Here is a 27,000-nt window from a genome sequence, read left to right as displayed (position 1 = left end):
TTATTTTTCTGTCTCAGAAGTTTTAACTTCTGCTTTTTTGGCAGATTTGATTTGAATCTTGCCCTTGCTGGTCATAACTGCCTTTAGGTCTTTTTCACTTGGATTTTCAAGGTAGTAGTCAGTGATTGCGTCTTCAATATAGTCTTGAATAGTACGACGAAGTGGGCGTGCTCCCATTTTTGGATCATAACCGAGGTCAACTAATTTTTCCTTGACCTTGTCAGTTACATCTAAATGAATGTTGTTGCTAGAGAGGCGCTTGTTAACGTCTGCTAGCATAAGCTCGACAATCTGAAGGAGGTTATCCTTGCTGAGAGCCTTAAATTCGATAATACCATCAAAACGGTTCATAAACTCTGGGCTAAAGAAGTTGCCGAGTTCACCGAGAACAGAATTGGTACGTCCTTCTCTAGCAGCACCAAAACCAACGCTGGCTTCAGCCTTACCTGTCCCTGCATTTGAGGTCATGATAATGATGGCATCCTTGAAGCTAACGGTACGTCCTTGCCCATCTGTCAAACGACCATCGTCCAAGACCTGGAGGAACATGTGCATAACATCTGGATGGGCTTTCTCTACTTCATCCAAGAGAATAAGAGAATATGGATTGCGGCGAACTTTTTCAGTTAATTGCCCAGCCTCATCGTAGCCAACATAACCTGGAGGGGCGCCGACCAACTTAGCCACGCTGTGTTTTTCCATGTATTCGCTCATGTCAAAGCGTATCATACTGTCAGCAGAACCAAAGAGTTCAATGGCTAGTTGTTTGGAAAGTTCTGTCTTACCGACGCCAGTTGGTCCGACGAAGAGGAAGCTTCCGATTGGGCGGTTAGGCGTACCGAGACCGACACGATTACGGCGAATAGCCTTAGCGATCTTATCGACAGCATCGTCTTGCCCAATAACATGAGACTTGAGGTCTTCAGCTAGATGGATAAGTTGAGATTGTTCTTTCTCTTTCAAATCGCCAACAGGAATATTGGTTTTCTGCTCGATAATGTGCTCAATGGTTTTCTCGCTGATGATAGGGGTATCTTGGTCTGTGACCTTTTTCTTTTGCATTTCCTTATACTTGGCAATCTGGTCGCGGAAATAGGCGGCCTTCTCAAAATCTTCCTCCCGTGTAGCTTGAGATTTGAGATTTTCAGCCTCAATCAAGCGTTGATCAATCACTTTAGGATCGACAAAATTCAAGGTCAAGTTCATCTTAGAACCAGCTTCATCTAGGAGGTCAATGGCTTTGTCAGGTAAGAAGCGATCTTGGATGTAACGATTGGAAAGAGTTGCAGCTGCTTCAATTGCAGCATCAGTATATTGAACGTGGTGGTAGTCTTCGTATTTCTTTTGAATTCCTTTGAGGATAGTGATTGTTTCTTCCACTGTTGGTTCATCAACTTTGACAGGCTGCATACGACGCTCTAGGGCAGCATCCTTTTCAATGATACGGTATTCATTGAGAGTAGTAGCGCCGACCAGTTGCAGTTCCCCACGAGCAAGGGCTGGCTTGAGGATATTTCCTGCATCCATATTGCCATCGCCCGCAGAACCAGCACCGACAATTTCATGGATTTCATCGATAAAGAGGATAATATCCTCACGTTTGCGAATTTCTTCCATGAGTTTTTGCATGCGTTCTTCAAATTGTCCACGGATACCCGTTCCTTGAACTAGGCTAACTACATCCAGACGGATGACTTGTTTACCTTGGAGTTTATGTGGAACGTCGCCATCAACGATTTTCTGAGCTAGACCTTCGACAACAGCCGTTTTTCCGACACCTGGTTCACCGATAAGAACAGGATTATTCTTAGTTCTACGATTGAGAATTTCGATGACACGGATAATCTCATCGTCGCGCCCAATAACGGGGTCAATGTCTCCACGACGGGCAATCTCAGTTACGTTGATACCAAATTCTTCCAGCAGGCCTTTCTCTTGGCTTGGTGGTGGAGTTTGAGCAGATCCACGATTTTGGGAACCATAACCGCCGTTTCCACCGTAACCTCCACCTGATTGGGTTGGGGGAGTAGGAGGAGTATTGTTAGAAGGTCTAAAATTGTTTAGGTCATTGAAGAAATCACCAAAGGGATCAAAGTCACGATTGTTCAGATCCGTCATACCTTTAAAGAGGCTATTGTTAGGATCTGTCTTGATAATCTTATAGCAGTTTTGACAGAGGTCAATTTGTTTTTGTTTTCCATTGAGATTGGTGTAAAGATGAATTGTTGAGTCATTGATTTTACAGTTTTGACAAAGCATACATCTACCTCATTTCTTTCTTTATCCTGACCTGTTCAAAGGTCAAAAATAGTCAAATTTCTATACTCTCATTATAACAGGATTGGGGTGTAAAGCAAGTAAAAAGATTGAAGCTTTGAGAAGTTGTTACAATGAAAATTTTTGAGATTTTAGGGAATAAAAAAATCCTATTTGTGAGACAAAAAGGATTTTGGTTAGACATGCAGGGTGTAATCCCAGCTTGTTTTGTATTAGTAAAGAAGTTCGTAAATCTCCATTGCAATCAAGTCAATGCTGTCAAACGTATAAGTTTCGCGAGCTTCTACATCACGAAGGGTAAAGATTGATCCGTTTTCTTCGTCGTGGCTGTATGCAACTTCTGCAACAACAACTCCTTCGCGTTCAAAATTACGTTTTAAATTTCCGCCGTCTTTTGCCATTGCTTCAAGGCGGTTGATAATTCTAACCAAATGTGATTCCATTTTGATTCTCCTTCATTTCTTATCGTTACTATTTTACCATAAAGGAGGCCAACTTGACTAGAAAAAACTAAGATTTCTCGCTAATTCTACCAGCTGAAAGTTTTTTTGAATAAATCGGATAAAAAGTTTGAATTTTAATTCAATACATGTTATAATCATACAGTATTCTATTTTAGAAAGCAGTGTGACTATGAATTTTTCTTTTTTACCTAAGTATTTACCTTATTTTAACTATGGGGCTGTCGTGACGGTTCTCATTTCTATCTGTGTTGTCTTTTTGGGAACTATTTTGGGTGTTGTCTTGGCTTTTGGGCAACGTTCAAAGTTTAAACCGCTTGTTTGGCTTGCCAACTTGTACGTTTGGATTTTCCGTGGGACACCGATGATGGTTCAGATTATGATTGCCTTTGCCCTTATGCACATCAATGCTCCGACTATTCAGGTTGGGATTTTGGGTGTTGATCTTTCTCGTCTGATTCCAGGGATTTTGATTATCTCTATGAACAGTGGTGCTTATGTTTCTGAGACTGTTCGTGCTGGGATTAATGCGGTTGCAAAAGGTCAGCTAGAAGCGGCTTATTCGCTAGGGATTCGTCCTAAAAATGCGATGCGCTATGTGATTTTGCCACAAGCAATCAAAAATATTTTGCCAGCATTGGGGAACGAATTTATCACTATTATCAAGGATAGTTCCCTCTTATCAGCTATCGGTGTTATGGAGTTGTGGAATGGGGCTACAACAGTTTCTACAACAACCTATCTACCTCTGACACCACTTTTATTTGCAGCCTTTTATTACTTGATTATGACCTCTATTTTGACAGTGGCCTTGAAAGCTTTTGAAAAACGTATGGGACAAGGAGATAAGAAATAATGACAGAAACCTTGATAAAAATTGAAAATTTACATAAATCATTTGGAAAGAATGAAGTATTGAAGGGCATCAACCTCGAGATTAAAAGAGGAGAAGTTGTCGTTATCATCGGTCCTTCAGGGAGTGGAAAATCTACCTTGCTTCGCTCTATGAATTTGTTGGAAGAAGCGACCAAAGGGAAGGTTATCTTTGAGGAAGTCGATATTACGGACAAGAAGAATGACCTGTTTGCCATGCGTGAGAAGATGGGCATGGTTTTCCAACAATTTAACCTCTTTCCTAATATGACTGTGATGGAAAATATCACCTTGTCACCTATCAAGACTAAAGGTGAAAGCAAGGCAGTGGCTGAGAAGAGAGCCCAAGAGTTGTTGGAAAAAGTTGGCTTACCAGATAAGGCAGATGCTTACCCACAGAGTTTGTCAGGTGGCCAGCAACAACGAATTGCCATTGCGCGTGGTTTGGCCATGGAACCAGATGTTTTGCTCTTTGACGAGCCGACTTCAGCCTTGGACCCTGAAATGGTAGGTGAGGTGTTGGCTGTTATGCAAGATTTAGCCAAATCAGGAATGACCATGGTTATCGTAACACATGAAATGGGATTTGCCCGCGAGGTGGCAGATCGTGTCATCTTTATGGCAGACGGTGTGGTTGTTGAAGACGGAACACCAGAACAGATTTTTGAACAAACCCAAGAACAACGGACTAAAGACTTCTTGAGTAAGGTTTTATAATCTATTTTAAAATTTCAAGACAAGATTAGTGAAAAGCTCGACCTGAGCTTTTTCTTATAGTTTGAAACTATAGGATAGCCTAGGAAAGAAGTGTTGGAGGGTACTAGCAGTTTTTGGTATAATGGAAGATATTTGAAAGAAAAGAGAAGTGATATGACACAGATTATTGATGGGAAAGCTTTAGCTGCCAAATTGCAGGGGCAGTTGGCTGAAAAGACTGCAAAATTAAAGGAAGAAACGGAACTAGTGCCTGGTTTGGTAGTGATTTTGGTTGGGGACAATCCAGCCAGCCAAGTCTACGTTCGCAACAAGGAACGTTCTGCCCTTGCGGCTGGTTTCCGTAGCGAAGTAGTGCGAGTTCCAGAGACCATTACGCAAGAGGACTTGCTAGACCTGATTGACAAATACAATCAAGATCCAGCTTGGCATGGGATTTTGGTCCAGTTGCCATTACCAAAACATATCGATGAAGAGGCAGTTTTGTTGGCCATTGACCCAGAAAAGGATGTGGATGGTTTCCATCCTCTAAATATGGGCCGTCTTTGGTCTGGTCATCCAGTTATGATTCCATCAACACCTGCAGGGATTATGGAGATGTTTCATGAATATGGGATTGACTTGGAAGGTAAAAATGCGGTTGTTATCGGTCGTTCAAACATAGTTGGAAAACCCATGGCCCAGCTTCTTTTGGCAAAGAATGCTACAGTTACCTTGACTCACTCACGCACCCATAATCTCGCTAAGGTTGCTGCAAAAGCGGATATTCTTGTTGTAGCAATTGGTCGTGCTAAGTTTGTGACTCCTGATTTTGTCAAACCAGGTGCGGTAGTCATTGACGTTGGGATGAATCGTGATGAAAATGGTAAGCTCTGTGGGGATGTGGATTATGAGGCAGTTGCCCCACTTGCTAGCCATATTACGCCAGTCCCTGGAGGTGTTGGTCCTATGACCATTACTATGCTGATGGAACAAACTTATCAAGCAGCACTTCGGACATTGGATAGAAAATAAGAGAAAAATCGCTGAAGAGAGTGTATTTTCTATAGCTATATCTGAAATGGCAGAAATGAGTATTAAATTTTAGATATAAGATTACAAAAGGAGGTCTGCGCCTCCTTTTTGTTGTATAATGGAGTGAGGTGATTAGATGATTTTAAAAATTTATAATGGGGAATATAGTTTACAATGGGATGGAATATACTACTTAGCACTAATTGATTATCCAAATATTCAAGAATGGGAATTAGAAAAAATTGCTAAATTTATAGCTTACGAAAAACTTCATAAACGTCAAACAAGTATTGAGTGTGCTGATTCTTGTTTAAAAAAAGAGATTTTAGATTACATCTTTCAGCATCCCTTTCTGCCACCATTTACCCCTACAGATAAAAGAGTAGCCTCGACTTATGATCTACATAAGAGGTTAGTGACTTCAGACTACTGTAGTCATACTACGACTATAGATGCAGCGATTTCTATCTTTAAAATAGGTCAGATCTTATCTGCTGTAAAAGCCTTTGGGCGAGATGCTGAGGAGTTGGTTTTGGATAGTCGAAATGCTGCATCGGATCCGATAGATTATTTTGACTATGTCATGTTAGGGTGGTCAAATACAAGTTCTGGTTATCGATTAGCGATGGAGCGTTTATTAGGTCGAGCTCCTTCAGAGAAAGAATTACAAGACAAGTTTATTCCTGGAGTGAGTTTTCATTTTATCTATACAGATTTGATTAAACTTACTGGTTATATTTTTGATGGCTACCATGTTGCAAAAATTAAGGACATGTTGAATTTATTTAGTGAGTTGTATATTTGCATTATTCCAACTCATAATAAGAGCCAATTTGAAAATATTATTCCAAGTCAATTACTGGATAAGGTGTATTATCTTGACCATGATGGAGAAGGTTTGGAGGAGTGGGTTAAAAAAGTATATCGGATTGTTTTAAAACGATCAGGTAAAGGATAGTTGAGGAAAAAAGATGAAAGTGATTGATCAAACCTTACTAGAAAAAGTCATTATTGAACGTTCTCGTACAAGTCATAAAGGAGACTACGGTCGTCTGCTGTTGCTGGGTGGGACTTATCCTTATGGTGGTGCCATTATCATGGCTACTTTAGCAGCTGTAAAAAGCGGTGCAGGATTGGTGACCGTTGGAACGGACAGGGAAAATATTCCAGCTCTGCACAGCCATTTACCTGAGGCTATGGCCTTTTCTCTTCAAGACCAGCAGTTGTTAAAAGAGCAGTTGGAGAAGACAGAAGTTGTCTTAGTGGGACCTGGTTTACGAGACGATACTTTTGGAGAAAATCTAGTAAAACAGGTCTTTGCTAGCTTAAAAAAGAATCAAATTTTGATTGTAGACGGAGGTGCTTTGACTATTCTTGCCAGAACAAGATTGTCATTTCCGTCTAACCAGCTTATCCTAACTCCTCACCAAAAAGAATGGGAAAAATTATCTGGAATTACGATTGAAAAGCAAAAGGAAGCTACAACAGCTAGTGCCCTGACTTCTTTCCCTCAAGGAACAATTTTGGTAGAGAAAGGTGCGGCTACTCGTATTTGGCAGGCTGGCCAATCTGATTATTACCAGTTACAGGTTGGCGGTCCCTATCAGGCGACTGGGGGAATGGGAGATACTCTGGCTGGGATGATTGCAGGATTTGCAGGCCAATTTCGACATGCTAGTCTCTACGAGCGTGTAACCGTAGCGACTCATCTTCATTCAGCTATAGCCCAAGAATTAGCTCAAGAACATTATGTGGTCTTGCCAACGGAAATTAGTAATTGTCTTCCTAAAGTAATGAAAAGATATGTCTAAAATAGTTAGACAAAAAATGTTGATAATTTGTATCATTATTCTTAATTCACAAAAAAACGAACGTTTAGTATTCTTCTCACTAAGAAACTAAATTTGTTCGTTTTTTTACTCTTGTAAATCTATTTTTGTTAGAGTTTATTTGCTTTACATCCGTACTTAAAGTTATTTGTCAGAGCTCTACTTTTATAAAAAAAATTCAATTTCAAGGATAAATAAGCAGTATTCTAAAGGTACTTTTAGATGAAATAAAAGCCTTTACATGGTATAATAGAAATAGCTCTTTAATGGAGGTGTTTGAGTGGAAAATCTGAAAAAAATGGCAGGTATCAAGGCTGCTGAATTTGTCAATGATGGCATGGTTGTCGGACTGGGAACGGGGTCTACTGCCTATTATTTCGTAGAAGAAATCGGTCGTCGGATTAAGGAAGAAGGGTTGCAAATTACAGCTGTAACGACTTCTAGTGTGACCAGTAAACAGGCTGAAGGTCTTAATATCCCGCTCAAGTCTATTGACCAAGTAGACTTTGTCGATGTGACAGTCGACGGGGCGGATGAAGTGGATGGTCAGTTTAATGGAATCAAAGGCGGTGGTGGTGCCCTTCTGATGGAGAAAGTTGTCGCAACGCCTTCAAAAGAATACATTTGGGTGGTGGATGAAAGCAAGCTAGTAGACAAACTGGGTGCTTTTAAATTGCCAGTAGAAGTGGTTCAGTATGGCGCAGAACAGGTCTTTCGTCGTTTTGAGCGAGCTGGCTACAAACCAAGTTTCCGTGAAAAAGACGGCCAACGTTTTGTGACGGATATGCAGAATTTTATCATTGACCTTGCCTTAGATGTCATTGAAGATCCAATTGCCTTCGGGCAAGAATTGGACCATGTCGTTGGTGTCGTGGAGCACGGCTTATTCAACCAAATGGTGGATAAGGTCATCGTTGCTGGACGAGACGGGGTTCAGATTTTAACTTCAACAAAAGCAAGATAACTAAAATAATAAGGAGATACACTATGTCAAAATTTAATCGTATTCACTTGGTGGTACTAGATTCTGTAGGAATCGGTGCTGCACCAGATGCTAATAACTTTGTCAATGCAGGAGTTCCAGATGGAGCTTCTGACACATTAGGACACATTTCAAAAGCAGTTGGTTTGAATGTCCCAAACATGGCTAAAATTGGTCTTGGAAATATTCCTCGAGAAACTCCTCTTAAGACTGTTCCAGCTGAAAACAATCCAACAGGATATGCAACAAAATTGGAAGAAGTATCTCTTGGTAAGGATACCATGACTGGACACTGGGAAATCATGGGACTCAACATTACTGAGCCCTTCGATACTTTCTGGAACGGATTCCCAGAAGAAATCTTGACAAAAATCGAAGAATTTTCAGGACGTAAGGTCATTCGTGAAGCTAACAAACCTTACTCAGGTACAGCTGTTATCGATGATTTTGGACCACGTCAAATGGAAACTGGAGAGTTGATTATCTATACTTCAGCTGACCCTGTTTTGCAAATTGCTGCCCACGAAGATATTATTCCTTTGGACGAATTGTACCGTATCTGTGAATACGCTCGTTCGATTACCCTTGAGCGTCCAGCCCTTCTAGGTCGTATCATTGCTCGCCCTTATGTAGGTGAACCAGGTAACTTCACTCGTACAGCCAACCGTCGTGACTTGGCTGTATCACCATTTGCTCCAACTGTTCTCGATAAACTCAATGAAGCAGGTATCGATACTTATGCTGTTGGTAAAATCAACGATATCTTTAACGGAGCTGGTATCAATCATGACATGGGCCACAACAAGTCAAACAGCCACGGAATTGATACACTATTGAAGACCATGGGACTTGCTGAGTTTAAAAAAGGATTTTCATTCACAAACTTAGTTGACTTTGATGCCCTTTACGGCCACCGCCGCAATGCTCATGGTTACCGTGATTGCCTGCATGAGTTTGATGAACGCTTGCCTGAAATTATCGCAGCTATGAGAGAGAATGACCTTCTCTTGATTACTGCGGACCACGGGAACGACCCAACTTACGCAGGAACAGACCACACTCGCGAATATATCCCACTTTTGGCTTACAGTCCTGCTTTTAAAGGAAATGGTGTCATTCCAGTAGGACATTTTGCAGATATCTCAGCGACAGTTGCGGATAACTTTGGTGTGGAAACTGCCATGATTGGGGAAAGTTTCTTAGATAAATTGGTGTAAGATGACACGATATGCTTTACTTGTTCGGGGCATTAATGTAGGTGGGAAAAATAAAGTTATCATGGCGCAACTTCGTCAAGAACTGACAGAGTTGGGACTGGAAAAGGTTGAGACCTACATCAACAGTGGCAATATTTTCTTTACTTCGACAGACCCCAAAGCCCGATTGGTTGAAAAGTTAGAGGCTTTCTTTGCAGTCCATTATCCATTTATTCAGAGCTTTTCCTTGCTAAGTCAGGAAGACTATGATGCAGAGCTGAAGAATCTGCCAGATTGGTGGACCAAAGATTTGGCACGAAAAGACGTTCTCTTTTACACGGAGGGTTTGGATGTAGCTCAAGTCATTGAGAAAGTTGAAAGTTTGGAATTGAAAGATGAAGTCGTTCATTTTGGAAAACTTGGTATTTTCTGGGGGAAATTCTCTGAGGAATCCTACTATGCAACTGCCTATCACAAGTACTTGCTCAAGATGCCTTTTTATCGCAACATCACCATTCGCAATGCAAAAACCTTTGACAAAATTGGTCAAATGTTAAAAAATAATAAAGGAGACACACAATGACATTTTTAAACAAAATCCATGAAACTGCTACTTTCCTGAAAGAAAAGGGAATTGCAGCCCCCGAGTTCGGTCTAATCCTTGGGTCAGGACTTGGAGAATTGGCAGAAGAAATCGAAAATCCAGTTGTAGTAGACTATGCGGATATTCCAAACTGGGGCCGTTCAACAGTTGTCGGTCACGCTGGTAAATTAGTATATGGGGAACTTGCAGGTCGCAAGGTTTTGGCTCTTCAAGGACGTTTCCATTTCTACGAAGGAAACCCTCTGGAAGTCGTGACTTTCCCAGTACGTGTCATGAAAGTTCTTGGATGTGAAGGTGTTATTGTAACCAATGCTGCTGGTGGTATTGGATATGGGCCTGGTACTTTGATGGCTATCTCAGACCATATCAACATGACAGGTCAAAACCCATTGATGGGTGAAAACTTGGATGACTTTGGTCCTCGTTTCCCAGATATGTCTAAGGCCTACACACCAGAATACCGTGCTACTGCCCATGAAGTGGCTAAAAAACTTGGTATCAATCTTGATGAAGGTGTCTATATCGGCGTTACTGGTCCGACTTATGAAACCCCAGCAGAAATTCGTGCCTATAAGACATTGGGAGCAGATGCAGTTGGTATGTCGACTGTTCCTGAAGTTATTGTTGCAGCCCACTCTGGCTTGAAAGTTCTCGGTATTTCATGTATTACTAACTTTGCAGCTGGATTCCAAGAAGAACTCAACCACGAAGAAGTTGTGGAAGTAACAGAACGTGTCAAAGGTGATTTCAAAGGCTTGCTGAAAGCGATTCTTGCAGAATTGTAAAAAAATTGGTGATGGTATTAGACTAGAAAGGGGGAGTTCTCATCGTCTTCAGTAGAGAAGATTGGGTTTGTTGTGATTAAAAGATGAACAAAAATCTAATCAACTACTATATCTTTAGTAAAAATTTATCACATGCTTATTTATCAATTATTGGTAAATAGGGGAAAATAAAAGAAAGTTAGAAAAGAATGAAAATCGGTCAACGAATAATGCGTTTTGGCATAAAAAAATTAAGTATCGGAGTTGTATCTGTTGCAGTTGGTTTTGCTTTTTTAGCACCGACAGGAATTTCTGCCAATGAAGGAAGTCCAGTTGTGAAAAACGAAACTCCTCTAGTAGTAAATGCAACGGATAGTCCGACAAAACTAGAAAATACTGATAAAAAACAGGAAACGCCTCTTATAGAGGAAAGAGTGGCAGTTATTCAACCAGCTCCGGAAACAAAAGAAGTCCTTAAAAATCAGAAGGAAGAAGAAAAGCTGGAATCCCATAAAACAGAGCCTGCTCTAGTTCCTGCAGAAGTGAATAGAGAGGAAAATGTAAAGGATGAGTCTACAACTTCTCGTCCTGTGACAGCAGAAGATCTTTTGAAAATTTCAAAAGGAGAACTGCACTCCGAAAATGATTTACTTGACAATTCTCTTTATGGTGAAAAAGTCCTTGATTTAGAAGGTGATGACGATCAGGATGGTATCAAAAATAAGGATGAGCTTTATGTTTATCGTAAAGATGGTAAGGACTATTTAGGATATAACAGTCATCCATTACTGGCGGACAGTGATGGAGACGGATTAGCAGATGGGGAAGATGATAATAAGAAACAATGGTATGTTACAGATCGAGACGCTCTTCTCTTTATGGAGTTATCCTATCGTGATGATGACTATATCGAAAAAATTCTAGATCATAAAAATCCATTTCCGAGTCTCTACTTGAATCGTCAAGAATATAAGATGATGCACAATGAGTTAGCCCCGTTTTGGAAGATGAAAAAAGCTTACCATACAGCTAGTGGTTTGGATGCTTATCTATTTGAAACTAAGAGTGATCTTCCTTATCTAAAGGATCATACGGTTCAAATGTTATCTATTAGAGGGACAAGACTGAATGATTCCAAAGATTTGAGAACGGACTTGACCTTGCTAGGAGGAAATAAATCTGCACAAGCGGATGATATCCGTAATGTTGTAAAAGAATTGGCACAGGATTCCAGCATTACCAATCTGTATATGACAGGTCATTCGCTAGGAGGTTACTTAGCTCAAATAGCAGCAGTTGAAGCCTATCAGAAATATCCTACTTTTTATAACAATGTTTTGAAAAAAGTGACAACATTTAATGCACCTAAGGTCATTACTTCAAGAACAATCTGGAATGCCAAAAATGGTTTCTGGGATGTAGGACTAGAAAGTCGGAAGCTCGCTGTAAATGGAAAAATTAAACATTATGTAGTGGATAACGACAATGTGGTTACATCTGTGCTACAAAATGATAGTGATGTTGTGACATCTACAGGAAGCGCCAATGTTAAACACCGTTCGCGTGGCTATTTTGAAAGTCGTATGAATGATATTCCAAACTTTAATATTGGAAAACGAACAACATTGGATAAGCAGGGTTACCGTGATCCAAAACTGGAAAAAATTTCTTTCTTTAAGAAACAACAAGTCCCTCTGTCATCTAGTCAACCAAGCGCTGAACCTCTTGAAAATATAGCTCTAGGGAAACGGGTTACCCAAAGTTCGACAGCTTTTGGAGGTGACGCTAGAAGGGCTGTAGATGGAAAAGTTGATGGGAATTATGCTCATCATTCTGTAACGCATACAGATTTTCAATCTAAACCTTGGTGGCAAGTTGATTTAGACAAGGAAGAAACGATTCGTCAAATCAATATCTATAATCGAACAGATACTGCTCAGGATAGACTTACCAATTTTAATGTGATTCTTTTGGATAGTTCTGGAAAGGAAATTGAAAGAAAGCGCATTGCATCTCTGAAAGATATCTCTGCACAAATTGCAATTGACTATAAAAAAGCTCGTTTTGTCCGTATTGAGTTAGATGGTTACAATGCTCTCAGTCTCGCAGAAGTCCAAGTCTTGCGTGCTGAGAATATCGCATGGAAAAAGCAAGCACGCCAAAGCTCTACCGAGTTTGGAGGAGATGCTAGTCGTGCTCTAGATGGAAATACTAATAGTAACTACAGCCAGCAATCAATTACGCATACAGAATTTGAAAATCAGCCTTGGTGGGAAGTTGATTTAGGTCGTACAGAACAGGTAGGACTTGTCCGTCTTTATAATCGTGGAGATGGCGAACTTTCCAAACGTTTGGCAGATTTTGATGTGATTTTATATGATGAAAAAGGGACAGAAGTTACTAGAAAGTATGTTTCTCGTTTAGAAGGAAATCGTCTAGATCTTCAGTTGGATGGTAAACTAGGTCGCCGTGTCCGTATTCAATTGCGTCAGAAAAATCAAGCTCTCAGTCTTGCTGAAGTAGAAGTATTTCGATTTATAGCTAAGAATGCTGTGACAACACCAACTTCTAAGCCAGTACAAGTGTTAAATTACACTCCCGTAAAAGATAAAACCCTCACTATTCAGCATAGTGGAGCTTACATTGCACGCTATTCTATAACTTGGGAAGAAGTTACAGTAGATAAAAATGGTCATTCAGTCGTTCGAAGTCATTCTTGGGAAGGAAATGGACGTAACCAGATTGCAGGTTTTGTACTCAACCTTCCAATTAAAGAAAATATGAGAAATCTTCGAATTAAGATCGAAAAGAGAACAGGTCTTATCTGGAATAGATGGCAAACAATCTATGACAACAGACCTCTTCTCGCCCAACCACATCGGAAAATCACTCATTGGGGTACGACATTGAATTCCAAGGTGAGTGACGATGATGTCTTGTAGTCTGATGGTACAATGACAGTTAGTTTGTCTAGTTTATAAGAAAGTACTACCTGAGCTTGAATAGAACTCAGGTAGCTCTCTGTGAAAGAACAAAATGAATACTCAATGAAAATCAAAGAGTGAACTAGGAAACTAGCCGCAGGCTGCTCAAAGCACTGCTTTGAGGCTGTAGATATAACTGACGAAGTCAGCTCAAAACACTGTTTTGAGGTTGCAGATAGAGTTGACGTGGTTTGAAGAGATTTTCGAAGAGTATAAACAGAAAGGTAGAGCGCGTGTTCTAATTTGAACACGAGTAGAAATTCGTACCTATAAGATGCTTGGAACAGATGTGGTCGGAATGTCAACTGCTCCTGAAGTTATTGTTGTAGCCTACTTAGGTTTGAAACTTCTAGGAAGTTTATGTATTACTAACTATACTACTGGTTTCAAAGAAGAGATTAACCACGGAGAGGTTATAGAAGTGACTGAGTGTGTTAAAGGTGATTTTAAAGGCTTACTTAAAACCGTTTTTGCTGAATTATTACTATGTTAAAAGAATTGAGGAGTATTTTTCAGAAAATCCCTTATAATCTTAAATTATTCCTAGCAGTCATTTTGCAAGGAATAGTTTCAGGTTTATCTGGTATTTTGTTACATTATCTTTTAAAGATGATAGAGGGGATAGCTTTTGGTCAATCAGAGCATCAAACTGTATTCTTGACAGATGGAGTTTCCTCCTCGCGGATAGGATTTAGTTTAATAATCGTGGGTGTCAGCTCATCCTTGGTCTGGTATTTCTTGCAAAAAAAATCACAGATTTTTTCCATTAGAGCACAGATGAAGGATGAGACTTCACAATACAAGCTTCATTTTTTAAGACAGCTATTTCATTCAATTTGGCAGATTATTGCAGTTGGCGGGGGAGCGCCTATTGGCAAAGAAGCTGCGCCACGAGAGATTGGAACTCTATTTGCAGGGCCAATTGGAAAAATATGTTTTCTCTCTAAGAAGGATCAAATCTTTCTCCTTGCTTGTGGTGCTGGTGCTGGTTTAGCAGCTGTCTATCAGGTTCCATTAACAAGTGTCTTCTTTGTTTTTGAAACTCTAGGAATTGCTCTATCTATTAAACGATTTATCTTAGTCGGTTTGACTACCTATGTGTCAACCTATACAGCAGGCTGGGTTATTTCAGATCAGGCTCTCTACCAGATTCCAGCGATAACATGGTCATTAAAGGAAACGTGGATTATTCCCTTATTACTTCTTTTCTTAACCCCACTAGCTTGGCTTTTTGGTCGCTTGAGTAAAGAAGTGTCTTCAAACAGAATAAAAGATAAACGAATACTTCTCACATTGCCTACAGCTTTTCTTTTTCTTGCTGGGTTGGCAAGTTATTTTCCACATCTACTTGGAAATGGACGTATGATGGCTCAGGAAGTATTGAATGGTAGCAATGGCAAAACAGTATTCCTCTTGTTTATCCTAAAAACGCTGGCCGTTCTTATTACTCTGTGGGCAGGGGCCTATGGTGGTACCCTTACGCCATCTTTTGCCTTGGGGATGGCTGGATCTGCTCTCTTTGGAATGATTCTAGGTGGGGATAGCCAGCCAAGCATTTTGCTTTTGGGATCTGTTTGCTTTTTGTCTGTGACCTTGAGGGCTCCCTGGTCTGCAACTGGATTAGTAATAGGTTTCACTGGGCTAGGTATAGATTCTCTTCCGTATCTCTTAGTAACAGCTGTTTTAGCCTATGAATTTGCAAAAATATTAGACCGTTTTTCTTGGGCTAACATACTGTGTCAGAAGTCAAAGAATAGAGTAATAAGATAGAGAACAACCGTTTCTTCTAATCAAAGATTTATCTTAAAAGATTAAAAACTATTGTCAATTTATCAATAACTGTTTGAAATAAAAAAGAATTAGGCTTATCGGAGTCATGATTGAATCCGATTTTTCCTAGCTATGAAATATAAAAATAAAAAAAGAAAGGTAGAGCGTGTGTTTTGATTTGAACACGAGCGGAAAACTTTTCTAAAAACTCAGAAGAGAAGGGGAATTCGGGTTTGAATTGAAGCCGGTCTAATCTTCTCAATATCATCAAAATTAAGAAAGAAAGGAATTGAACCCACCCTAAAAGCAGTGGGAAAAAGATAGTTGGTCTAGCGAGCATCGCTCACTGCACCCAACTCCTATTTTCCCTTTGCTTTTTGACGGGTTTGGTATCTTAACTATGTCTATCCATATTGCTGCTCAGCAAGGTGAAATTGCTGATAAAATTCTTCTTCCTGGGGATCCTCTTCGTGCTAAGTTTATTGCGGAGAATTTCCTTGAAGATGCTGTTTGTTTTAACGAAGTGCGTAACATGTTTGGTTACACTGGTACTTACAAGGGCCATCGTGTATCTGTCATGGGAACTGGGATGGGAATGCCATCTATTTCGATTTATGCGCGTGAGTTGATTGTTGACTACGGTGTGAAAAAATTGATCCGTGTGGGAACTGCCGGTTCTTTGAATGAAGACGTTCACGTCCGTGAATTGGTTTTGGCGCAGGCAGCTGCAACCAACTCTAACATCATCCGCAATGACTGGCCACAGTACGATTTCCCACAAATCGCTAGCTTTGATTTGCTGGACAAGGCCTACCATATCGCCAAAAAACTTGGTATGACAACCCACGTTGGGAACGTTTTATCATCTGATGTCTTTTATTCAAACTACTTTGAAAAGAACATCGAGCTTGGTAAATGGGGAGTCAAGGCTGTGGAAATGGAAGCAGCAGCACTCTACTATCTGGCAGCCCAACACCATGTTGACGCGCTAGCTATCATGACTATCTCTGATAGCTTGGTCAATCCAGACGAAGACACAACTGCAGAAGAACGTCAAAATACCTTCACTGATATGATGAAGGTTGGTTTGGAAACCTTGATTGCAGACTAATTATAGCCAAAAAGGAAGCCCTTCTTTATGAATTGGAGGACTTCCTTTTCTTATCTAGAAATTGGTCTATCTCTTTTTGTGATCTGAGGATGACCACTTTATATGGATAGTTTTTTTGAATCCACTTGTAGCGTTCCTTAGCGGATTTGCTCCGTCCGTCCCAAAGAATCCATCTGATAAACTCCCAATTAAATTGTTCTTGACAACCAGCTGCCATACTTTCTCTGACCTTGCCTCGGTATGTGAGATAACGTTTAAAAGCCCGAAATAGACAAGTCCATGGGGAAAAGTTGAGAAAGATGATTTGGTCAGCTTCCTGCATTCTTTCTTGGTAATAGCACCAAGAATAATTTCCATCAATAACCCAGGCTTCATGCTTGGTGAGAAAGTTATTCATCTCGGCTAACATCCAATCACGGTCACTGTCTTGCCAACCGGGTTGAAATTGGAGTGTGTCCATGTGAAGTTTTGAGATGGAGTAGTAGTGAGACAACTTTTCAGCTAGAGTTGACTTACCAGCACCAGAATATCCGATAATTGCGATTTTCATTTTCTACCTTTTCCTATTTGGAGACAAAAAAACAGCCTCTATGGACTGTTTCTTATTTAGCAAGTTTAGCTGAAAGACGAGCTTTGTCGCGGCTTGCTTTGTTTTTGTGAATCAAACCTTTAGTTTCTGCTTTATCGATAGCTGAGCTAGCAGCACGGAAAAGTTCTTCAGATGGGTTTGCTTCGAAAGCTTTGATAGCAGTACGCATAGCTGATTTTTGAGCTGAGTTCTTTTCGTTTTGTTTAACGTTCAATTCAGCGCGTTTGATAGCTGATTTAATGTTTGCCAATGTTCTTACCTCCATATTTACTAACTATACCATTATATCTGAAAACTTACGTTTTGACAAGGGAAAATTATTTTTTTAAGTAAATTTCATCGATTTCATGGTTCTTTGTTTTATGAAGAATCACTTCTGCACGATTTCTAGTTGGTTCAATATAATTTTGTAGATTTGTGAGATTGATACTGGTCCAGACCTGATGGGCAAAGGATTCCACTTCCCCAATCGGCATTTGTGTAAAACGATAATAGTAGCTATCAGGGTCGTTTTGGGCTAGGCTCAGCATTTTCAAGAAACGGTCTAGATACCAACTCTCGATGTCATTGACTGCAGCATCAACATAGATGGAAAAGTCAAAGAAGTCAGTAATGTAGAGACGCTCGTTTTGTGGATTTTGAAAGACATTGATTCCCTCAACAATGACAAAATCAGCAGCTTTGACGCTTTGCTTTTCCTCGGGTACGATGTCGTAGACTTCATGAGAATAGACAGGAATATCCACATCTTGTCCATTTTTGATGTGATCCAGGAAGTTGAGAAGAGCTTCCATATCATAGCTTTCAGGAAATCCCTTGCGATTTAAAATCCCTTGTTCAATCAAGGTCTGGTTGGGATAGAGAAAGCCATCAGTTGTTACTAACTCAACCGTAGCATCTGTAAGTGTACGGGATAGTAAGATTTGCAGTAGTCGACTAGTTGTAGATTTTCCAACGGCAACACTCCCAGAAACCCCAATGATAAAAGGCTGAGCTTTGCTTTCACGTTGAAGGAAAATTCCTTTTGAAAAGGCCAAATCATCCTTGGTACGTTTGTAAATCTGGATGAGATGGGCTAGGGGAAGATAGACATCGGTAACATCCTGCAAGCTAATCTGGTCATTAAAACTCTTGATGGATTCTAATTCCTCTTCTGTCAAAGGAGGTGTTGTCTTTCGATGTAACGATTGCCAAGTCTGGCGACTGATTTTTTCAAAATGTAAAAATTCGTTGGTCATTTGTTTTCCCCTAGATATTTTGTCTATCATACCATAAAAAGCTAAAAAAATAAAGCGGTTTCTTGAATGTGGTAAGTCAATATTATATAATAGAGGTAGATAGAGGTTGACCAATTTATAGATGAAGTAGGAGATAGTTTCTTCTGATTTATAAGCTAATAAAGGGGAATTTTTAGTTCACAACTTATAGGAGGTGTACTATGAAAATCTTAAAACGTTACACATTGGAACTTTGTTTTATTTTAAGTTTTGCACTACCTTTTATAAAAGGAGCCAATGCAGATAATGGTAGACGCTTTGTGGAAATCTATTACGGTTTTACTTTTTTGATGGAACATGCCATTGTAACAGTTGTCTTTCTTTGTTCGCTCTTGATTGCTTTCTTACTAAAAAAGCGGTGGGCGAAATGGCTTGCTGCTGGTAGTTATGTCTTTTTAGTTCTATGGATTGCTACAGAGGGTTATTTCTTCCGCATGTCGCTAGAAGATTTGATACGACTTTGGACAAGTTTGGAATTCCTGACAAAAACGTATCAGTTGGGCTTTTATCTAAACATCCTGTTGGGAATTTTGTTGATGATTAAGCATTTGAAGGTTAAGTAATAGTAATCAAAATTCTTCTGATGATAGACAATAAATTTGTTGTTTTATCCTGACTGTGATACCTTATAGCTCCCAATGACTTGTCATTCGTTTCCAATAATTGAAAGAGATTGAAGAAAATGTTTTACTTACTAACTTTCTTCAGTCTTTTTCGTTTTATTATCAATTTGTAAACGATTTACAATTTAAGTCAAATTATGGTAAAATAGTTTCATGAGTAAAATGTATTATGCAGAAAATCCTGACGCTGCTCACGACATTCATGAGTTAAGAGTGGACTTATTGGGAGAAAAAATGACCTTTTTGACAGATGCGGGTGTTTTTAGCAAGAAAATGATTGACTTTGGAAGTCAACTCTTGCTCAAGTGTCTTGAGGTCAACCAAGGAGAAACTGTCCTTGATGTAGGCTGTGGTTACGGACCTTTGGGCTTGTCTTTAGCTAAGGCTTATGGCGTTCAGGTTACCATGGTCGATATCAATAATCGTGCCTTGGATTTGGCGCGACAAAATGCTGAACGAAATAAAGTAGAAGCGACGATTTTCCAGTCCAACATCTATGAACAAGTTGAAGGCACATTTGACCATGTCATTTCCAATCCTCCTATCCGTGCGGGCAAGCAAGTGGTTCATGAAATCATTGAGAAAAGTAAAGATTTCTTGGAAACTGGTGGAGATTTAACAATCGTTATCCAGAAAAAACAAGGGGCCCCAAGTGCCAAGTCCAAGATGGAAGATGTGTTTGGTAATTGTGAGATTGTCAAAAAAGATAAGGGATATTATATCCTTAGAAGTGTGAAAGAATGAGAGCAGTTGATTTAATCCAAAAGAAACGAGATGGTCAAGAGCTGACTTCGAGTGAAATTGAATGGCTAGTTGAAGGCTATGTGTCAGGAACTGTTCCTGATTATCAGATGTCTGCTTTTGCTATGGCTGTTTATTTTAAAGGAATGACGACACGAGAAATCTCTGACCTAACTATGAAAATGGTTCAGACAGGCCAAGAGTTTGATTTATCAGCTATTGAAGGGGTTAAGGTTGACAAGCATTCTACTGGGGGTGTTGGTGATAAGGTAACCTTGATTTTAGCTCCTCTTGTTGCTAGCTTCGGTGTACCTGTGGCAAAAATGAGTGGTCGTGGTCTCGGCCATACAGGCGGAACAATTGATAAGTTGGAGTCCGTTAAGGGCTATCAAGTAGAACGTAGTCAAGAAGATTTTATTCGTCAGGTTCAGGATATTGGTGTATCTGTCATTGGGCAATCAGACCAGCTGGTCAAAGCGGATAAGCTTCTCTATGCCCTTCGTGATGTGACCGCAACCGTCGACACGATTCCTTTGATTGCGAGTTCGGTGATGAGCAAGAAAATTGCGGCAGGGGCGGATGCTATTTTGCTAGACGTGACTGTCGGTGAAGGTGCCTTCATGAAGACGGTTGATGAGGCGCGTGAATTGGCTCAAACCATGGTGGAACTTGGTAAGGCAGTTGGTAGAAAAACGGTAGCAGTCATTACGGATATGAGTCAGCCCTTGGGACGAGCGATTGGAAATCGTCTAGAAATCCTTGAAGCATTGGAGATTTTACAAGGTCAAGGACGTCAGGATATTACCCACTTCATCTGTGAACTGGCTCAAATTATGCTTGGTTTGGCAAATGTAAATAAAACAGTTGAAGAAGTTCGCCAACATCTTGAAAATGGTCAAGCACTGGCTAAGTTTGAGGAGATGGTCCAAGCCCAAGGTGGAGACTTGGAAGACCTCTATCGTCCTGTAAATGTTACCCATGTGGTGGAAATCCCTGCTCAGGAAACGGGTGTCATTTCAGCTCTTCCAGCTATGGAATTTGGGCTTTATGCTATGAGACTGGGGGCAGGCCGTGCAGTCAAGTCTGATGCCTTGGACTATGAAACAGGAATTGTTTTTGAAAAGAAAGTTGGAGATTCCGTTCAAAAGGGAGAAATTGTTGCAAAAGTATACACAAATGGAAAAATTTCTCCTCAGCTAGTTACAGATTTTCAAAAATATGTTAAAATAAATGATAGGGTGCAAAGTTTACGAGAAATTATAGAAATTATCTCATAAACTGCAGGAGAATCCGAATATGAAATTAAATAAATATATCGATCATACGCTTTTAAAACAAGATGCAACAGAAAATCAAATCGATTGTTTGTTGTCTGAGGCTAAGGAGTATGATTTTGCCAGTGTTTGCGTTAATCCGACCTGGGTTGAACATGCTAAAAAAGGGCTTGAAGGTACAGATGTCAAGGTCTGCACAGTAGTAGGTTTCCCCTTGGGAGCAACAACTTCAGCTGTGAAAACTTTTGAAACCAAAGAAGCTATTCAAAATGGTGCAGACGAGATTGATATGGTGATCAATGTTGGAGCTCTCAAAACAGGTAATCTTGATTTGGTTGAGTCAGATATTCGCGCAGTAGTAGAAGCAAGTGGTGACAAGTTAGTGAAAGTCATTATTGAAGCTTGCCTTCTGACAGACCAAGAAAAAGTTGTGGCTTGCCAATTAGCTCAAAAAGCTGGAGCTGATTTTGTTAAAACATCTACTGGTTTTTCAACTGGTGGCGCTACGGTAGCAGATGTTAGATTAATGCGTGAAACGGTTGGACCAGAAATGGGTGTCAAGGCTGCTGGTGGAGCTCGTTCTTATGCAGATGCTCTTGCATTTGTGGAAGCAGGGGCGACCCGTATTGGAACATCAGCTGGGGTAGCCATTTTAAAAGGAGAATTGGCTGATGGCGACTACTGAGTTGATTGAACTGGCAATTGAAACCAGCAAACATGCCTACGTCCCCTATTCTCACTTTCCTATCGGAGCAGTTTTAGTAGCCAAAGACGGAAGTGTTTACACGGGAGTGAATATCGAAAATGCTAGCTATCCTTTGACCAATTGCGGTGAGAGAACAGCCATTTTTAAGGCTATATCTGAAGGGCAAAGAGAATTTTCAGAGCTGATTGTTTATGGTCAAACTGAAAAACCAATCTCACCATGTGGTGCTTGTCGCCAAGTAATGGTCGAATTTTTTGAACAAGATCTAAAAGTGACTTTAGTCGCAAAAGATAAATCGACGGTCGAGATGACGGTCGGGGAGTTACTTCCATACTCTTTTACAGACTTAAACTAGTCTGAGCCACTCTCTGAGTGCACGGTCCTTGTGGCCAATCAATCCATACTTGCAACATCGTTGCACATCTTATTTAGGAGGTTCAGTAATGAACAAGAAACAATGGCTAGGCCTTGGTCTAGTTGCAGTGGCAGCAGTTGGACTTGCTGCATGTGGTAACCGCTCTTCTCGTAACGCAGCTTCATCTTCTGATGTGAAGACAAAAGCAGCAATCGTCACTGATACTGGTGGTGTTGATGACAAATCATTCAACCAATCAGCTTGGGAAGGTTTGCAAGACTGGGGTAAAGAACACAATCTTTCAAAAGATAAAGGTTTCACTTACTTCCAATCAACAAGTGAAGCTGACTACGCTAACAACTTGCAACAAGCGGCTGGAAGTTACAACCTAATTTTCGGTGTTGGTTTTGCCCTTCACAATGCAGTTGAAGAAGCAGCAAAAGACCACTCTGACTTGAACTATGTCTTGATTGATGATGTGATTAAAGATCAAAAGAATGTTGCGAGCGTAACATTTGCTGATAACGAAGCTGCTTACCTTGCAGGTGTTGCAGCAGCTAAAACAACTAAAACAAAACAAGTTGGTTTTGTAGGTGGTATCGAGTCTGAAGTTATCTCACGTTTTGCAGCTGGATTTAAAGCTGGTGTTGAGTCAGTAGACCCATCTATCAAAGTACAAGTTGACTACGCTGGTTCATTTGGTGATGCCGCTAAAGGTAAAACAATTGCAGCAGCACAATACGCAGCTGGTGCAGACGTTGTTTACCAAGCAGCAGGTGGAACAGGTGCAGGTGTCTTTGCAGAAGCTAAATCACTCAACGAAAGCCGTTCTGAAAGTGAAAAAGTTTGGGTTATCGGTGTTGACCGTGACCAAGTAGGAGAAGGTAAATACACTTCTAAAGATGGAAAAGAATCAAACTTTGTTCTTGTATCTACTTTGAAACAAGTTGGTACAACTGTAAAAGATATTGCTAACAAGGCAGAAAAAGGTGAATTCCCTGGCGGTCAAGTGATCGTTTACTCATTGAAAGATAAAGGTGTTGACTTGGCAGTGACAAACCTTTCAGAAGAAGGTAAAAAAGCTGTTGAAGACGCTAAAGCTAAAATCCTTGACGGAAGTGTAAAAGTTCCTGAAAAATAATGGATGGAAGTCATTTCTTAGGAAGCGGCCCTCGGCCGCTTTTTAAGAGTTGAGGCAAGGTCATTTTGTCTCAGTAAAGCTTGCTACTAGACAAACTAGCAAGTTTTATTGAAATAAAATAAGACTCTGAAAGGAAGAGCACATGGCACACGAAAATGTCATTGAGATGCGTGATATTACCAAGGTGTTTGGGGAATTTGTTGCCAACGACAAAATCAACTTGCACCTACGAAAAGGTGAAATTCATGCACTTTTAGGAGAAAATGGGGCAGGAAAGTCCACGCTAATGAACATGTTAGCAGGCCTTCTTGAACCAACCAGTGGTGAAATTGCGGTCAACGGTCAAGTTGTCAACCTCGACTCGCCATCTAAAGCAGCTAGCTTGGGAATCGGAATGGTTCACCAGCACTTTATGTTGGTAGAGGCTTTCACAGTGGCTGAAAACATCATTTTAGGAAGTGAATTGACTAAAAATGGTGTGCTAGATATCGCTGGAGCTAGCAAAGAAATCAAGGCTCTTTCTGAACGTTATGGCTTAGCTGTTGACCCTTCTGCCAAGGTAGCAGATATCTCAGTTGGAGCCCAACAACGTGTAGAAATTTTAAAAACCCTTTATCGGGGGGCTGATATCCTTATCTTTGATGAACCAACGGCGGTTTTGACTCCATCAGAAATTGATGAGTTGATGGCTATTATGAAAAATCTTGTCAAAGAAGGAAAATCAATTATCTTGATCACCCATAAGTTGGATGAGATTCGTGCAGTTTCTGATCGCGTTACAGTTATCCGTCGTGGGAAATCAATTGAAACCGTCGAAATTGCAGGGGCTACCAATGCTGATCTGGCAGAAATGATGGTAGGTCGTTCTGTTTCCTTTAAGACAGAGAAGCAAGCCTCTCAACCAAAAGAAGTGGTCTTGTCAATCAAAGATTTGGTGGTCAATGAAAACCGTGGTGTCCCTGCTGTCAAAAATCTATCCTTGGATGTTCGTGCTGGAGAGATTGTTGGTATTGCGGGGATTGATGGAAATGGTCAATCTGAACTCATTCAAGCAATCACAGGTCTTCGCAAGGTTGAATCTGGTAGCATTGAGCTAAAAGGAGATTCAATTGTAGGCTTGCACCCACGTCAGATTACAGAGTTGAGTGTTGGGCACGTTCCAGAAGACCGTCACCGTGATGGATTGATCTTGGAAATGATGATTTCTGAGAATATTGCCCTTCAAACCTACTACAAAGAACCACATAGTAAAAATGGAATTTTGAACTATTCAAATATTACTTCTTATGCTAAAAAGCTAATGGAAGAGTTTGATGTTCGTGCTGCCAGCGAATTTGTTCCTGCGGCTGCACTCTCAGGAGGAAATCAACAAAAAGCAATTATTGCTCGTGAAATTGATCGTGATCCTGATCTCCTTATCGTCAGCCAGCCAACTCGTGGTTTGGATGTCGGTGCCATTGAATATATCCACAAACGCTTGATTGAAGAGCGTGATAACGGGAAGGCTGTCCTTGTTGTCAGCTTTGAATTGGATGAGATTTTAAACGTCTCAGACCGTATTGCCGTTATCCACGATGGAAAGATTCAAGGTATTGTATCACCAGAAACAACTAATAAACAAGAACTTGGTGTCTTGATGGCTGGTGGAAACTTGGGAAAGGAGAAGAGTGATGTCTAAAAAATTACAACAAATTTCGGTTCCCTTGATTTCTGTATTCCTAGGAATTTTACTCGGAGCCATTGTCATGTGGATCTTCGGTTATGATGCTATTTGGGGCTACGAAGAATTGTTCTATACAGCCTTTGGTAGTCTACGTGGGATTGGAGAAATCTTCCGTGCTATGGGTCCTCTGGTCTTGATTGGTCTTGGTTTTGCCGTTGCCAGTCGAGCTGGTTTCTTTAACGTCGGACTTCCTGGTCAGGCTTTGGCAGGTTGGATTCTCAGTGGTTGGTTTGCCTTGTCGCATCCAGATATGCCACGTCCCTTGATGATTCTAGCAACTATCGTGATTGCCTTGATTGCTGGTGGGATTGTCGGAGCGATTCCGGGTATTCTTAGAGCCTATCTAGGGACGTCAGAGGTTATCGTAACCATCATGATGAACTACATCGTCTTGTATGTAGGAAATGCCTTGATTCATGCCTTTCCTAAAGACTTCATGCAAAGTACAGATTCGACCATTCGTGTTGGGGCTAATGCAACCTACCAGACACCTTGGTTAGCTGAGTTGACTGGTAACTCACGGATGAATATTGGTATTTTCTTTGCCATCATTGCTGTTGCAGTTATTTGGTTCATGCTCAAGAAAACAACCCTTGGTTTTGAAATCCGTGCAGTTGGTCTTAATCCACATGCTTCAGAATATGCTGGTATTTCTGCCAAACGGACTATTATCCTATCTATGATTATTTCAGGTGCCTTGGCAGGTCTTGGTGGAGCTGTTGAAGGACTTGGAACCTTCCAGAACGTCTATGTTCAAGGGGCATCTTTAGCTGTTGGATTTAACGGTATGGCAGTTAGTCTACTTGCAGCAAACTCACCAATTGGTATTCTCTTTGCAGCCTTCCTGTTTGGTGTTCTCCAAGTTGGAGCCCCAGGTATGAATGCGGCGCAGGTACCGTCTGAGCTTGTCAGCATTGTAACAGCGTCTATTATCTTCTTTGTCAGTGTTCATTACCTTATCGAACGCTTTGTCAAATCGAAAAAACAAGTTAAAGGAGGTAAGTAAAGATGTCTATTACAACCTTGCTCACCCTCTTGGTGTCTTCTATGCTGATTTACTCAGCACCGCTCATCTTTACAAGTATCGGTGGTGTTTTCTCTGAACGTGGTGGTGTGGTAAACGTCGGCCTTGAAGGAATTATGGTTATTGGTGCCTTTTCTGGCGTTGTCTTTAACCTTGAATTTGCAGAACAATTTGGAGCAGCAACTCCATGGCTATCCTTGCTTGTAGCAGGATTGGTTGGTGGTCTCTTCTCTATCATCCACGCAGCAGCGACGGTTCATTTCCGTGCAGACCATGTTGTCAGCGGTACGGTATTGAACTTGATGGCGCCTGCCTTGGCTGTTTTCTTGGTGAAAGTGCTTTATAATAAGGGACAAACCGACAACCTAAGTCAGACTTTTGGACGCTTTGATTTCCCAGTCTTGGCAAATATCCCAGTTATCGGTGATATCTTCTTCAAGTCAACTAGTCTACTTGGTTATCTAGCGATTGCCTTCTCGTTCCTTGCTTGGTTTATCCTCTTTAAGACTCGCTTTGGTCTTCGTCTCCGCTCTGTCGGTGAACATCCTCAAGCAGCTGATACCTTGGGAATCAATGTCTACAAGATGAGATATTTAGGGGTTATTATTTCAGGTTTCCTAGGTGGAATTGGCGGAGCGATTTATGCTCAATCCATCTCAGTTAACTTCTCAGTGACAACTATTGTTGGACCTGGATTTATCGCCCTTGCTGCGATGATATTTGGGAAATGGAATCCAATCGGAGCTATGCTTTCTAGTCTTTTCTTTGGACTTTCACAAAGTTTGGCTGTTATCGGTTCTCAATTGCCATTCCTGCAAGGAGTGCCTGCGGTTTATCTTCAAATCGCACCTTATGTTTTGACAATTCTTGTCTTGGCAGCCTTCTTTGGAAAAGCAGTCGCACCAAAAGCAGATGGTATCAACTATATCAAATCAAAATAAGCATACAAAAAAACGTCAGTTCTGTTC

General features: G+C 40.6%; 26 protein-coding genes and 1 pseudogene. 22 read left to right on the top strand and 5 right to left on the bottom strand.

Features of this window, described 5'->3' with window-relative positions:
* Together N8M20_RS01835 and N8M20_RS01830 are read right to left on the bottom strand one after the other, a co-directional pair.
* Entirely contained in the window at positions 1-2,259 is a 2,259-nt protein-coding gene (locus N8M20_RS01835) for an ATP-dependent Clp protease ATP-binding subunit (RefSeq protein WP_261026690.1), read from the bottom strand.
* Between the two features lie 230 nt (positions 2,260-2,489).
* Positions 2,490-2,720 carry a DUF1797 family protein gene (locus N8M20_RS01830; protein WP_000443570.1) on the bottom strand — a complete coding sequence of 77 codons (231 nt, stop codon included), beginning with the start codon at positions 2,718-2,720 and terminating at the stop codon, positions 2,490-2,492.
* 190 nt (positions 2,721-2,910) lie between these two features.
* Between N8M20_RS01830 and N8M20_RS01825 the strand changes: the two genes are divergently transcribed.
* The 13 genes and pseudogenes from N8M20_RS01825 to deoD all read left to right on the top strand — a co-directional run bounded on the left by N8M20_RS01825 (position 2,911) and on the right by deoD (position 16,579).
* Positions 2,911-3,594, top strand: a complete 684-nt coding sequence (locus tag N8M20_RS01825; protein ID WP_261078869.1) for an amino acid ABC transporter permease — start codon at positions 2,911-2,913, stop codon at positions 3,592-3,594.
* The gene (locus N8M20_RS01820; protein WP_261078868.1) at positions 3,594-4,328 is read left to right on the top strand and encodes an amino acid ABC transporter ATP-binding protein; all 735 of its coding nucleotides are present in this window, start codon (positions 3,594-3,596) and stop codon (positions 4,326-4,328) included. The genes N8M20_RS01825 and N8M20_RS01820 overlap by 1 nt, the downstream gene beginning before the upstream one ends.
* Before the next feature lie 153 nt (positions 4,329-4,481).
* The gene (locus N8M20_RS01815; RefSeq protein ID WP_261078867.1) at positions 4,482-5,339 is read left to right on the top strand and encodes a bifunctional methylenetetrahydrofolate dehydrogenase/methenyltetrahydrofolate cyclohydrolase; all 858 of its coding nucleotides are present in this window, start codon (positions 4,482-4,484) and stop codon (positions 5,337-5,339) included.
* Between the two features lie 136 nt (positions 5,340-5,475).
* On the top strand, positions 5,476-6,297 hold the full coding sequence (locus N8M20_RS01810) for a phosphate ABC transporter ATPase (protein WP_261078866.1): 822 nt from the start codon (positions 5,476-5,478) through the stop codon (positions 6,295-6,297).
* Positions 6,298-6,310: 13 nt separating this feature from the next.
* Positions 6,311-7,150, top strand: coding sequence for an NAD(P)H-hydrate dehydratase (locus tag N8M20_RS01805; RefSeq protein WP_261078865.1), 840 nt, complete (start codon positions 6,311-6,313; stop codon positions 7,148-7,150).
* A 298-nt stretch (positions 7,151-7,448) separates the two neighbouring features.
* Positions 7,449-8,132, top strand: coding sequence for a ribose-5-phosphate isomerase RpiA (rpiA, locus tag N8M20_RS01800; RefSeq protein ID WP_033684959.1), 684 nt, complete (start codon positions 7,449-7,451; stop codon positions 8,130-8,132).
* Between the two features lie 23 nt (positions 8,133-8,155).
* Positions 8,156-9,367 (top strand): phosphopentomutase, encoded by a 1,212-nt coding sequence (locus tag N8M20_RS01795; protein WP_261078864.1) that lies wholly within the window; start codon positions 8,156-8,158, stop codon positions 9,365-9,367.
* Position 9,368: 1 nt separating this feature from the next.
* Entirely contained in the window at positions 9,369-9,929 is a 561-nt protein-coding gene (locus N8M20_RS01790; RefSeq protein WP_261078863.1) for a DUF1697 domain-containing protein, read from the top strand.
* A complete protein-coding gene (locus tag N8M20_RS01785) occupies positions 9,926-10,735 on the top strand; it encodes a purine-nucleoside phosphorylase (protein ID WP_261078862.1) in 810 nt (269 codons plus the stop codon). The genes N8M20_RS01790 and N8M20_RS01785 overlap by 4 nt, the downstream gene beginning before the upstream one ends.
* A 188-nt stretch (positions 10,736-10,923) precedes the next feature.
* Positions 10,924-13,656: a galactose-binding domain-containing protein gene (locus tag N8M20_RS10535; RefSeq protein ID WP_314726166.1), complete on the top strand. Its 2,733-nt coding sequence runs from the start codon at positions 10,924-10,926 to the stop codon at positions 13,654-13,656.
* Between the two features lie 289 nt (positions 13,657-13,945).
* Positions 13,946-14,191, top strand: a pseudogene (locus tag N8M20_RS01770) (phosphorylase family protein); the annotation flags it as partial.
* Positions 14,185-15,468 (top strand): chloride channel protein, encoded by a 1,284-nt coding sequence (locus tag N8M20_RS01765; RefSeq protein ID WP_261078861.1) that lies wholly within the window; start codon positions 14,185-14,187, stop codon positions 15,466-15,468. The pseudogene N8M20_RS01770 and the gene N8M20_RS01765, both read left to right, overlap by 7 nt.
* Before the next feature lie 400 nt (positions 15,469-15,868).
* Positions 15,869-16,579 carry a purine-nucleoside phosphorylase gene (gene deoD, locus N8M20_RS01760; protein ID WP_261078860.1) on the top strand — a complete coding sequence of 237 codons (711 nt, stop codon included), beginning with the start codon at positions 15,869-15,871 and terminating at the stop codon, positions 16,577-16,579.
* A gap of 25 nt (positions 16,580-16,604) precedes the next feature.
* On the opposite strand, the gene N8M20_RS01755 is transcribed toward deoD, so the two are convergent.
* From N8M20_RS01755 to coaA, 3 genes are all read right to left on the bottom strand, one after another.
* Positions 16,605-17,129: a DNA topology modulation protein gene (locus tag N8M20_RS01755; protein ID WP_261078859.1), complete on the bottom strand. Its 525-nt coding sequence runs from the start codon at positions 17,127-17,129 to the stop codon at positions 16,605-16,607.
* Between the two features lie 52 nt (positions 17,130-17,181).
* Positions 17,182-17,418 (bottom strand): 30S ribosomal protein S20, encoded by a 237-nt coding sequence (gene rpsT, locus N8M20_RS01750; protein WP_001274000.1) that lies wholly within the window; start codon positions 17,416-17,418, stop codon positions 17,182-17,184.
* A 67-nt stretch (positions 17,419-17,485) separates the two neighbouring features.
* Positions 17,486-18,406 (bottom strand): type I pantothenate kinase, encoded by a 921-nt coding sequence (gene coaA, locus N8M20_RS01745; RefSeq protein WP_261078858.1) that lies wholly within the window; start codon positions 18,404-18,406, stop codon positions 17,486-17,488.
* 200 nt (positions 18,407-18,606) lie between these two features.
* Here coaA and N8M20_RS01740 point away from each other — a divergent pair, with 200 nt between their 5' ends.
* From N8M20_RS01740 to N8M20_RS01700, 9 genes are all read left to right on the top strand, one after another.
* Positions 18,607-19,008: a hypothetical protein gene (locus N8M20_RS01740; RefSeq protein ID WP_261078857.1), complete on the top strand. Its 402-nt coding sequence runs from the start codon at positions 18,607-18,609 to the stop codon at positions 19,006-19,008.
* Positions 19,009-19,221: 213 nt separating this feature from the next.
* Positions 19,222-19,812 carry a class I SAM-dependent methyltransferase gene (locus N8M20_RS01735; RefSeq protein WP_314726165.1) on the top strand — a complete coding sequence of 197 codons (591 nt, stop codon included), beginning with the start codon at positions 19,222-19,224 and terminating at the stop codon, positions 19,810-19,812.
* A complete protein-coding gene (locus tag N8M20_RS01730; protein ID WP_261078856.1) occupies positions 19,809-21,086 on the top strand; it encodes a pyrimidine-nucleoside phosphorylase in 1,278 nt (425 codons plus the stop codon). The genes N8M20_RS01735 and N8M20_RS01730 overlap by 4 nt, the downstream gene beginning before the upstream one ends.
* A 19-nt stretch (positions 21,087-21,105) precedes the next feature.
* Positions 21,106-21,768, top strand: coding sequence for a deoxyribose-phosphate aldolase (gene deoC, locus N8M20_RS01725; RefSeq protein WP_261078855.1), 663 nt, complete (start codon positions 21,106-21,108; stop codon positions 21,766-21,768).
* Positions 21,755-22,144 carry a cytidine deaminase gene (locus N8M20_RS01720; RefSeq protein WP_000246088.1) on the top strand — a complete coding sequence of 130 codons (390 nt, stop codon included), beginning with the start codon at positions 21,755-21,757 and terminating at the stop codon, positions 22,142-22,144. The genes deoC and N8M20_RS01720 overlap by 14 nt, the downstream gene beginning before the upstream one ends.
* 88 nt (positions 22,145-22,232) lie before the next feature.
* The gene (locus tag N8M20_RS01715) at positions 22,233-23,285 is read left to right on the top strand and encodes a BMP family lipoprotein (RefSeq protein WP_049539385.1); all 1,053 of its coding nucleotides are present in this window, start codon (positions 22,233-22,235) and stop codon (positions 23,283-23,285) included.
* 142 nt (positions 23,286-23,427) lie between these two features.
* On the top strand, positions 23,428-24,963 hold the full coding sequence (locus N8M20_RS01710) for an ABC transporter ATP-binding protein (protein ID WP_153210102.1): 1,536 nt from the start codon (positions 23,428-23,430) through the stop codon (positions 24,961-24,963).
* Entirely contained in the window at positions 24,956-26,014 is a 1,059-nt protein-coding gene (locus tag N8M20_RS01705; protein WP_261078854.1) for an ABC transporter permease, read from the top strand. Before N8M20_RS01710 ends, N8M20_RS01705 begins: the two co-directional genes overlap by 8 nt.
* Positions 26,015-26,016: 2 nt before the next feature.
* On the top strand, positions 26,017-26,973 hold the full coding sequence (locus N8M20_RS01700; protein WP_261078853.1) for an ABC transporter permease: 957 nt from the start codon (positions 26,017-26,019) through the stop codon (positions 26,971-26,973).
* Positions 26,974-27,000 lie beyond the last annotated feature (27 nt).

It is taken from the genome of Streptococcus mitis (assembly GCF_946190275.1).
GTDB lineage: Bacteria > Bacillota > Bacilli > Lactobacillales > Streptococcaceae > Streptococcus > Streptococcus mitis_DC.
Note: the sequence above shows the minus strand (reverse complement) of the source record. Positions and strands in the feature narration are given on the sequence as shown.

Coding starts and splice junctions, on each gene's coding strand:
- N8M20_RS01740 (WP_261078857.1), top strand. CDS start 18,607: ATGAAAATCTTAAAACGTTACACATTGGAACTTTGTTTTATTTTAAGT.
- N8M20_RS01810 (WP_261078866.1), top strand. CDS start 5,476: ATGATTTTAAAAATTTATAATGGGGAATATAGTTTACAATGGGATGGA.
- N8M20_RS01815 (WP_261078867.1), top strand. CDS start 4,482: ATGACACAGATTATTGATGGGAAAGCTTTAGCTGCCAAATTGCAGGGG.
- N8M20_RS01820 (WP_261078868.1), top strand. CDS start 3,594: ATGACAGAAACCTTGATAAAAATTGAAAATTTACATAAATCATTTGGA.
- N8M20_RS01835 (WP_261026690.1), bottom strand. CDS start 2,259: ATGCTTTGTCAAAACTGTAAAATCAATGACTCAACAATTCATCTTTAC.
- N8M20_RS01755 (WP_261078859.1), bottom strand. CDS start 17,129: ATGAAAATCGCAATTATCGGATATTCTGGTGCTGGTAAGTCAACTCTA.
- N8M20_RS01700 (WP_261078853.1), top strand. CDS start 26,017: ATGTCTATTACAACCTTGCTCACCCTCTTGGTGTCTTCTATGCTGATT.
- N8M20_RS01790 (WP_261078863.1), top strand. CDS start 9,369: ATGACACGATATGCTTTACTTGTTCGGGGCATTAATGTAGGTGGGAAA.
- N8M20_RS01805 (WP_261078865.1), top strand. CDS start 6,311: ATGAAAGTGATTGATCAAACCTTACTAGAAAAAGTCATTATTGAACGT.
- coaA (WP_261078858.1), bottom strand. CDS start 18,406: ATGACCAACGAATTTTTACATTTTGAAAAAATCAGTCGCCAGACTTGG.
- N8M20_RS01705 (WP_261078854.1), top strand. CDS start 24,956: ATGTCTAAAAAATTACAACAAATTTCGGTTCCCTTGATTTCTGTATTC.
- N8M20_RS01825 (WP_261078869.1), top strand. CDS start 2,911: ATGAATTTTTCTTTTTTACCTAAGTATTTACCTTATTTTAACTATGGG.
- N8M20_RS01710 (WP_153210102.1), top strand. CDS start 23,428: ATGGCACACGAAAATGTCATTGAGATGCGTGATATTACCAAGGTGTTT.
- N8M20_RS01795 (WP_261078864.1), top strand. CDS start 8,156: ATGTCAAAATTTAATCGTATTCACTTGGTGGTACTAGATTCTGTAGGA.
- N8M20_RS10535 (WP_314726166.1), top strand. CDS start 10,924: ATGAAAATCGGTCAACGAATAATGCGTTTTGGCATAAAAAAATTAAGT.
- N8M20_RS01735 (WP_314726165.1), top strand. CDS start 19,222: ATGAGTAAAATGTATTATGCAGAAAATCCTGACGCTGCTCACGACATT.
- N8M20_RS01785 (WP_261078862.1), top strand. CDS start 9,926: ATGACATTTTTAAACAAAATCCATGAAACTGCTACTTTCCTGAAAGAA.
- N8M20_RS01830 (WP_000443570.1), bottom strand. CDS start 2,720: ATGGAATCACATTTGGTTAGAATTATCAACCGCCTTGAAGCAATGGCA.
- N8M20_RS01765 (WP_261078861.1), top strand. CDS start 14,185: ATGTTAAAAGAATTGAGGAGTATTTTTCAGAAAATCCCTTATAATCTT.
- N8M20_RS01730 (WP_261078856.1), top strand. CDS start 19,809: ATGAGAGCAGTTGATTTAATCCAAAAGAAACGAGATGGTCAAGAGCTG.
- deoD (WP_261078860.1), top strand. CDS start 15,869: ATGTCTATCCATATTGCTGCTCAGCAAGGTGAAATTGCTGATAAAATT.
- N8M20_RS01720 (WP_000246088.1), top strand. CDS start 21,755: ATGGCGACTACTGAGTTGATTGAACTGGCAATTGAAACCAGCAAACAT.
- deoC (WP_261078855.1), top strand. CDS start 21,106: ATGAAATTAAATAAATATATCGATCATACGCTTTTAAAACAAGATGCA.
- N8M20_RS01715 (WP_049539385.1), top strand. CDS start 22,233: ATGAACAAGAAACAATGGCTAGGCCTTGGTCTAGTTGCAGTGGCAGCA.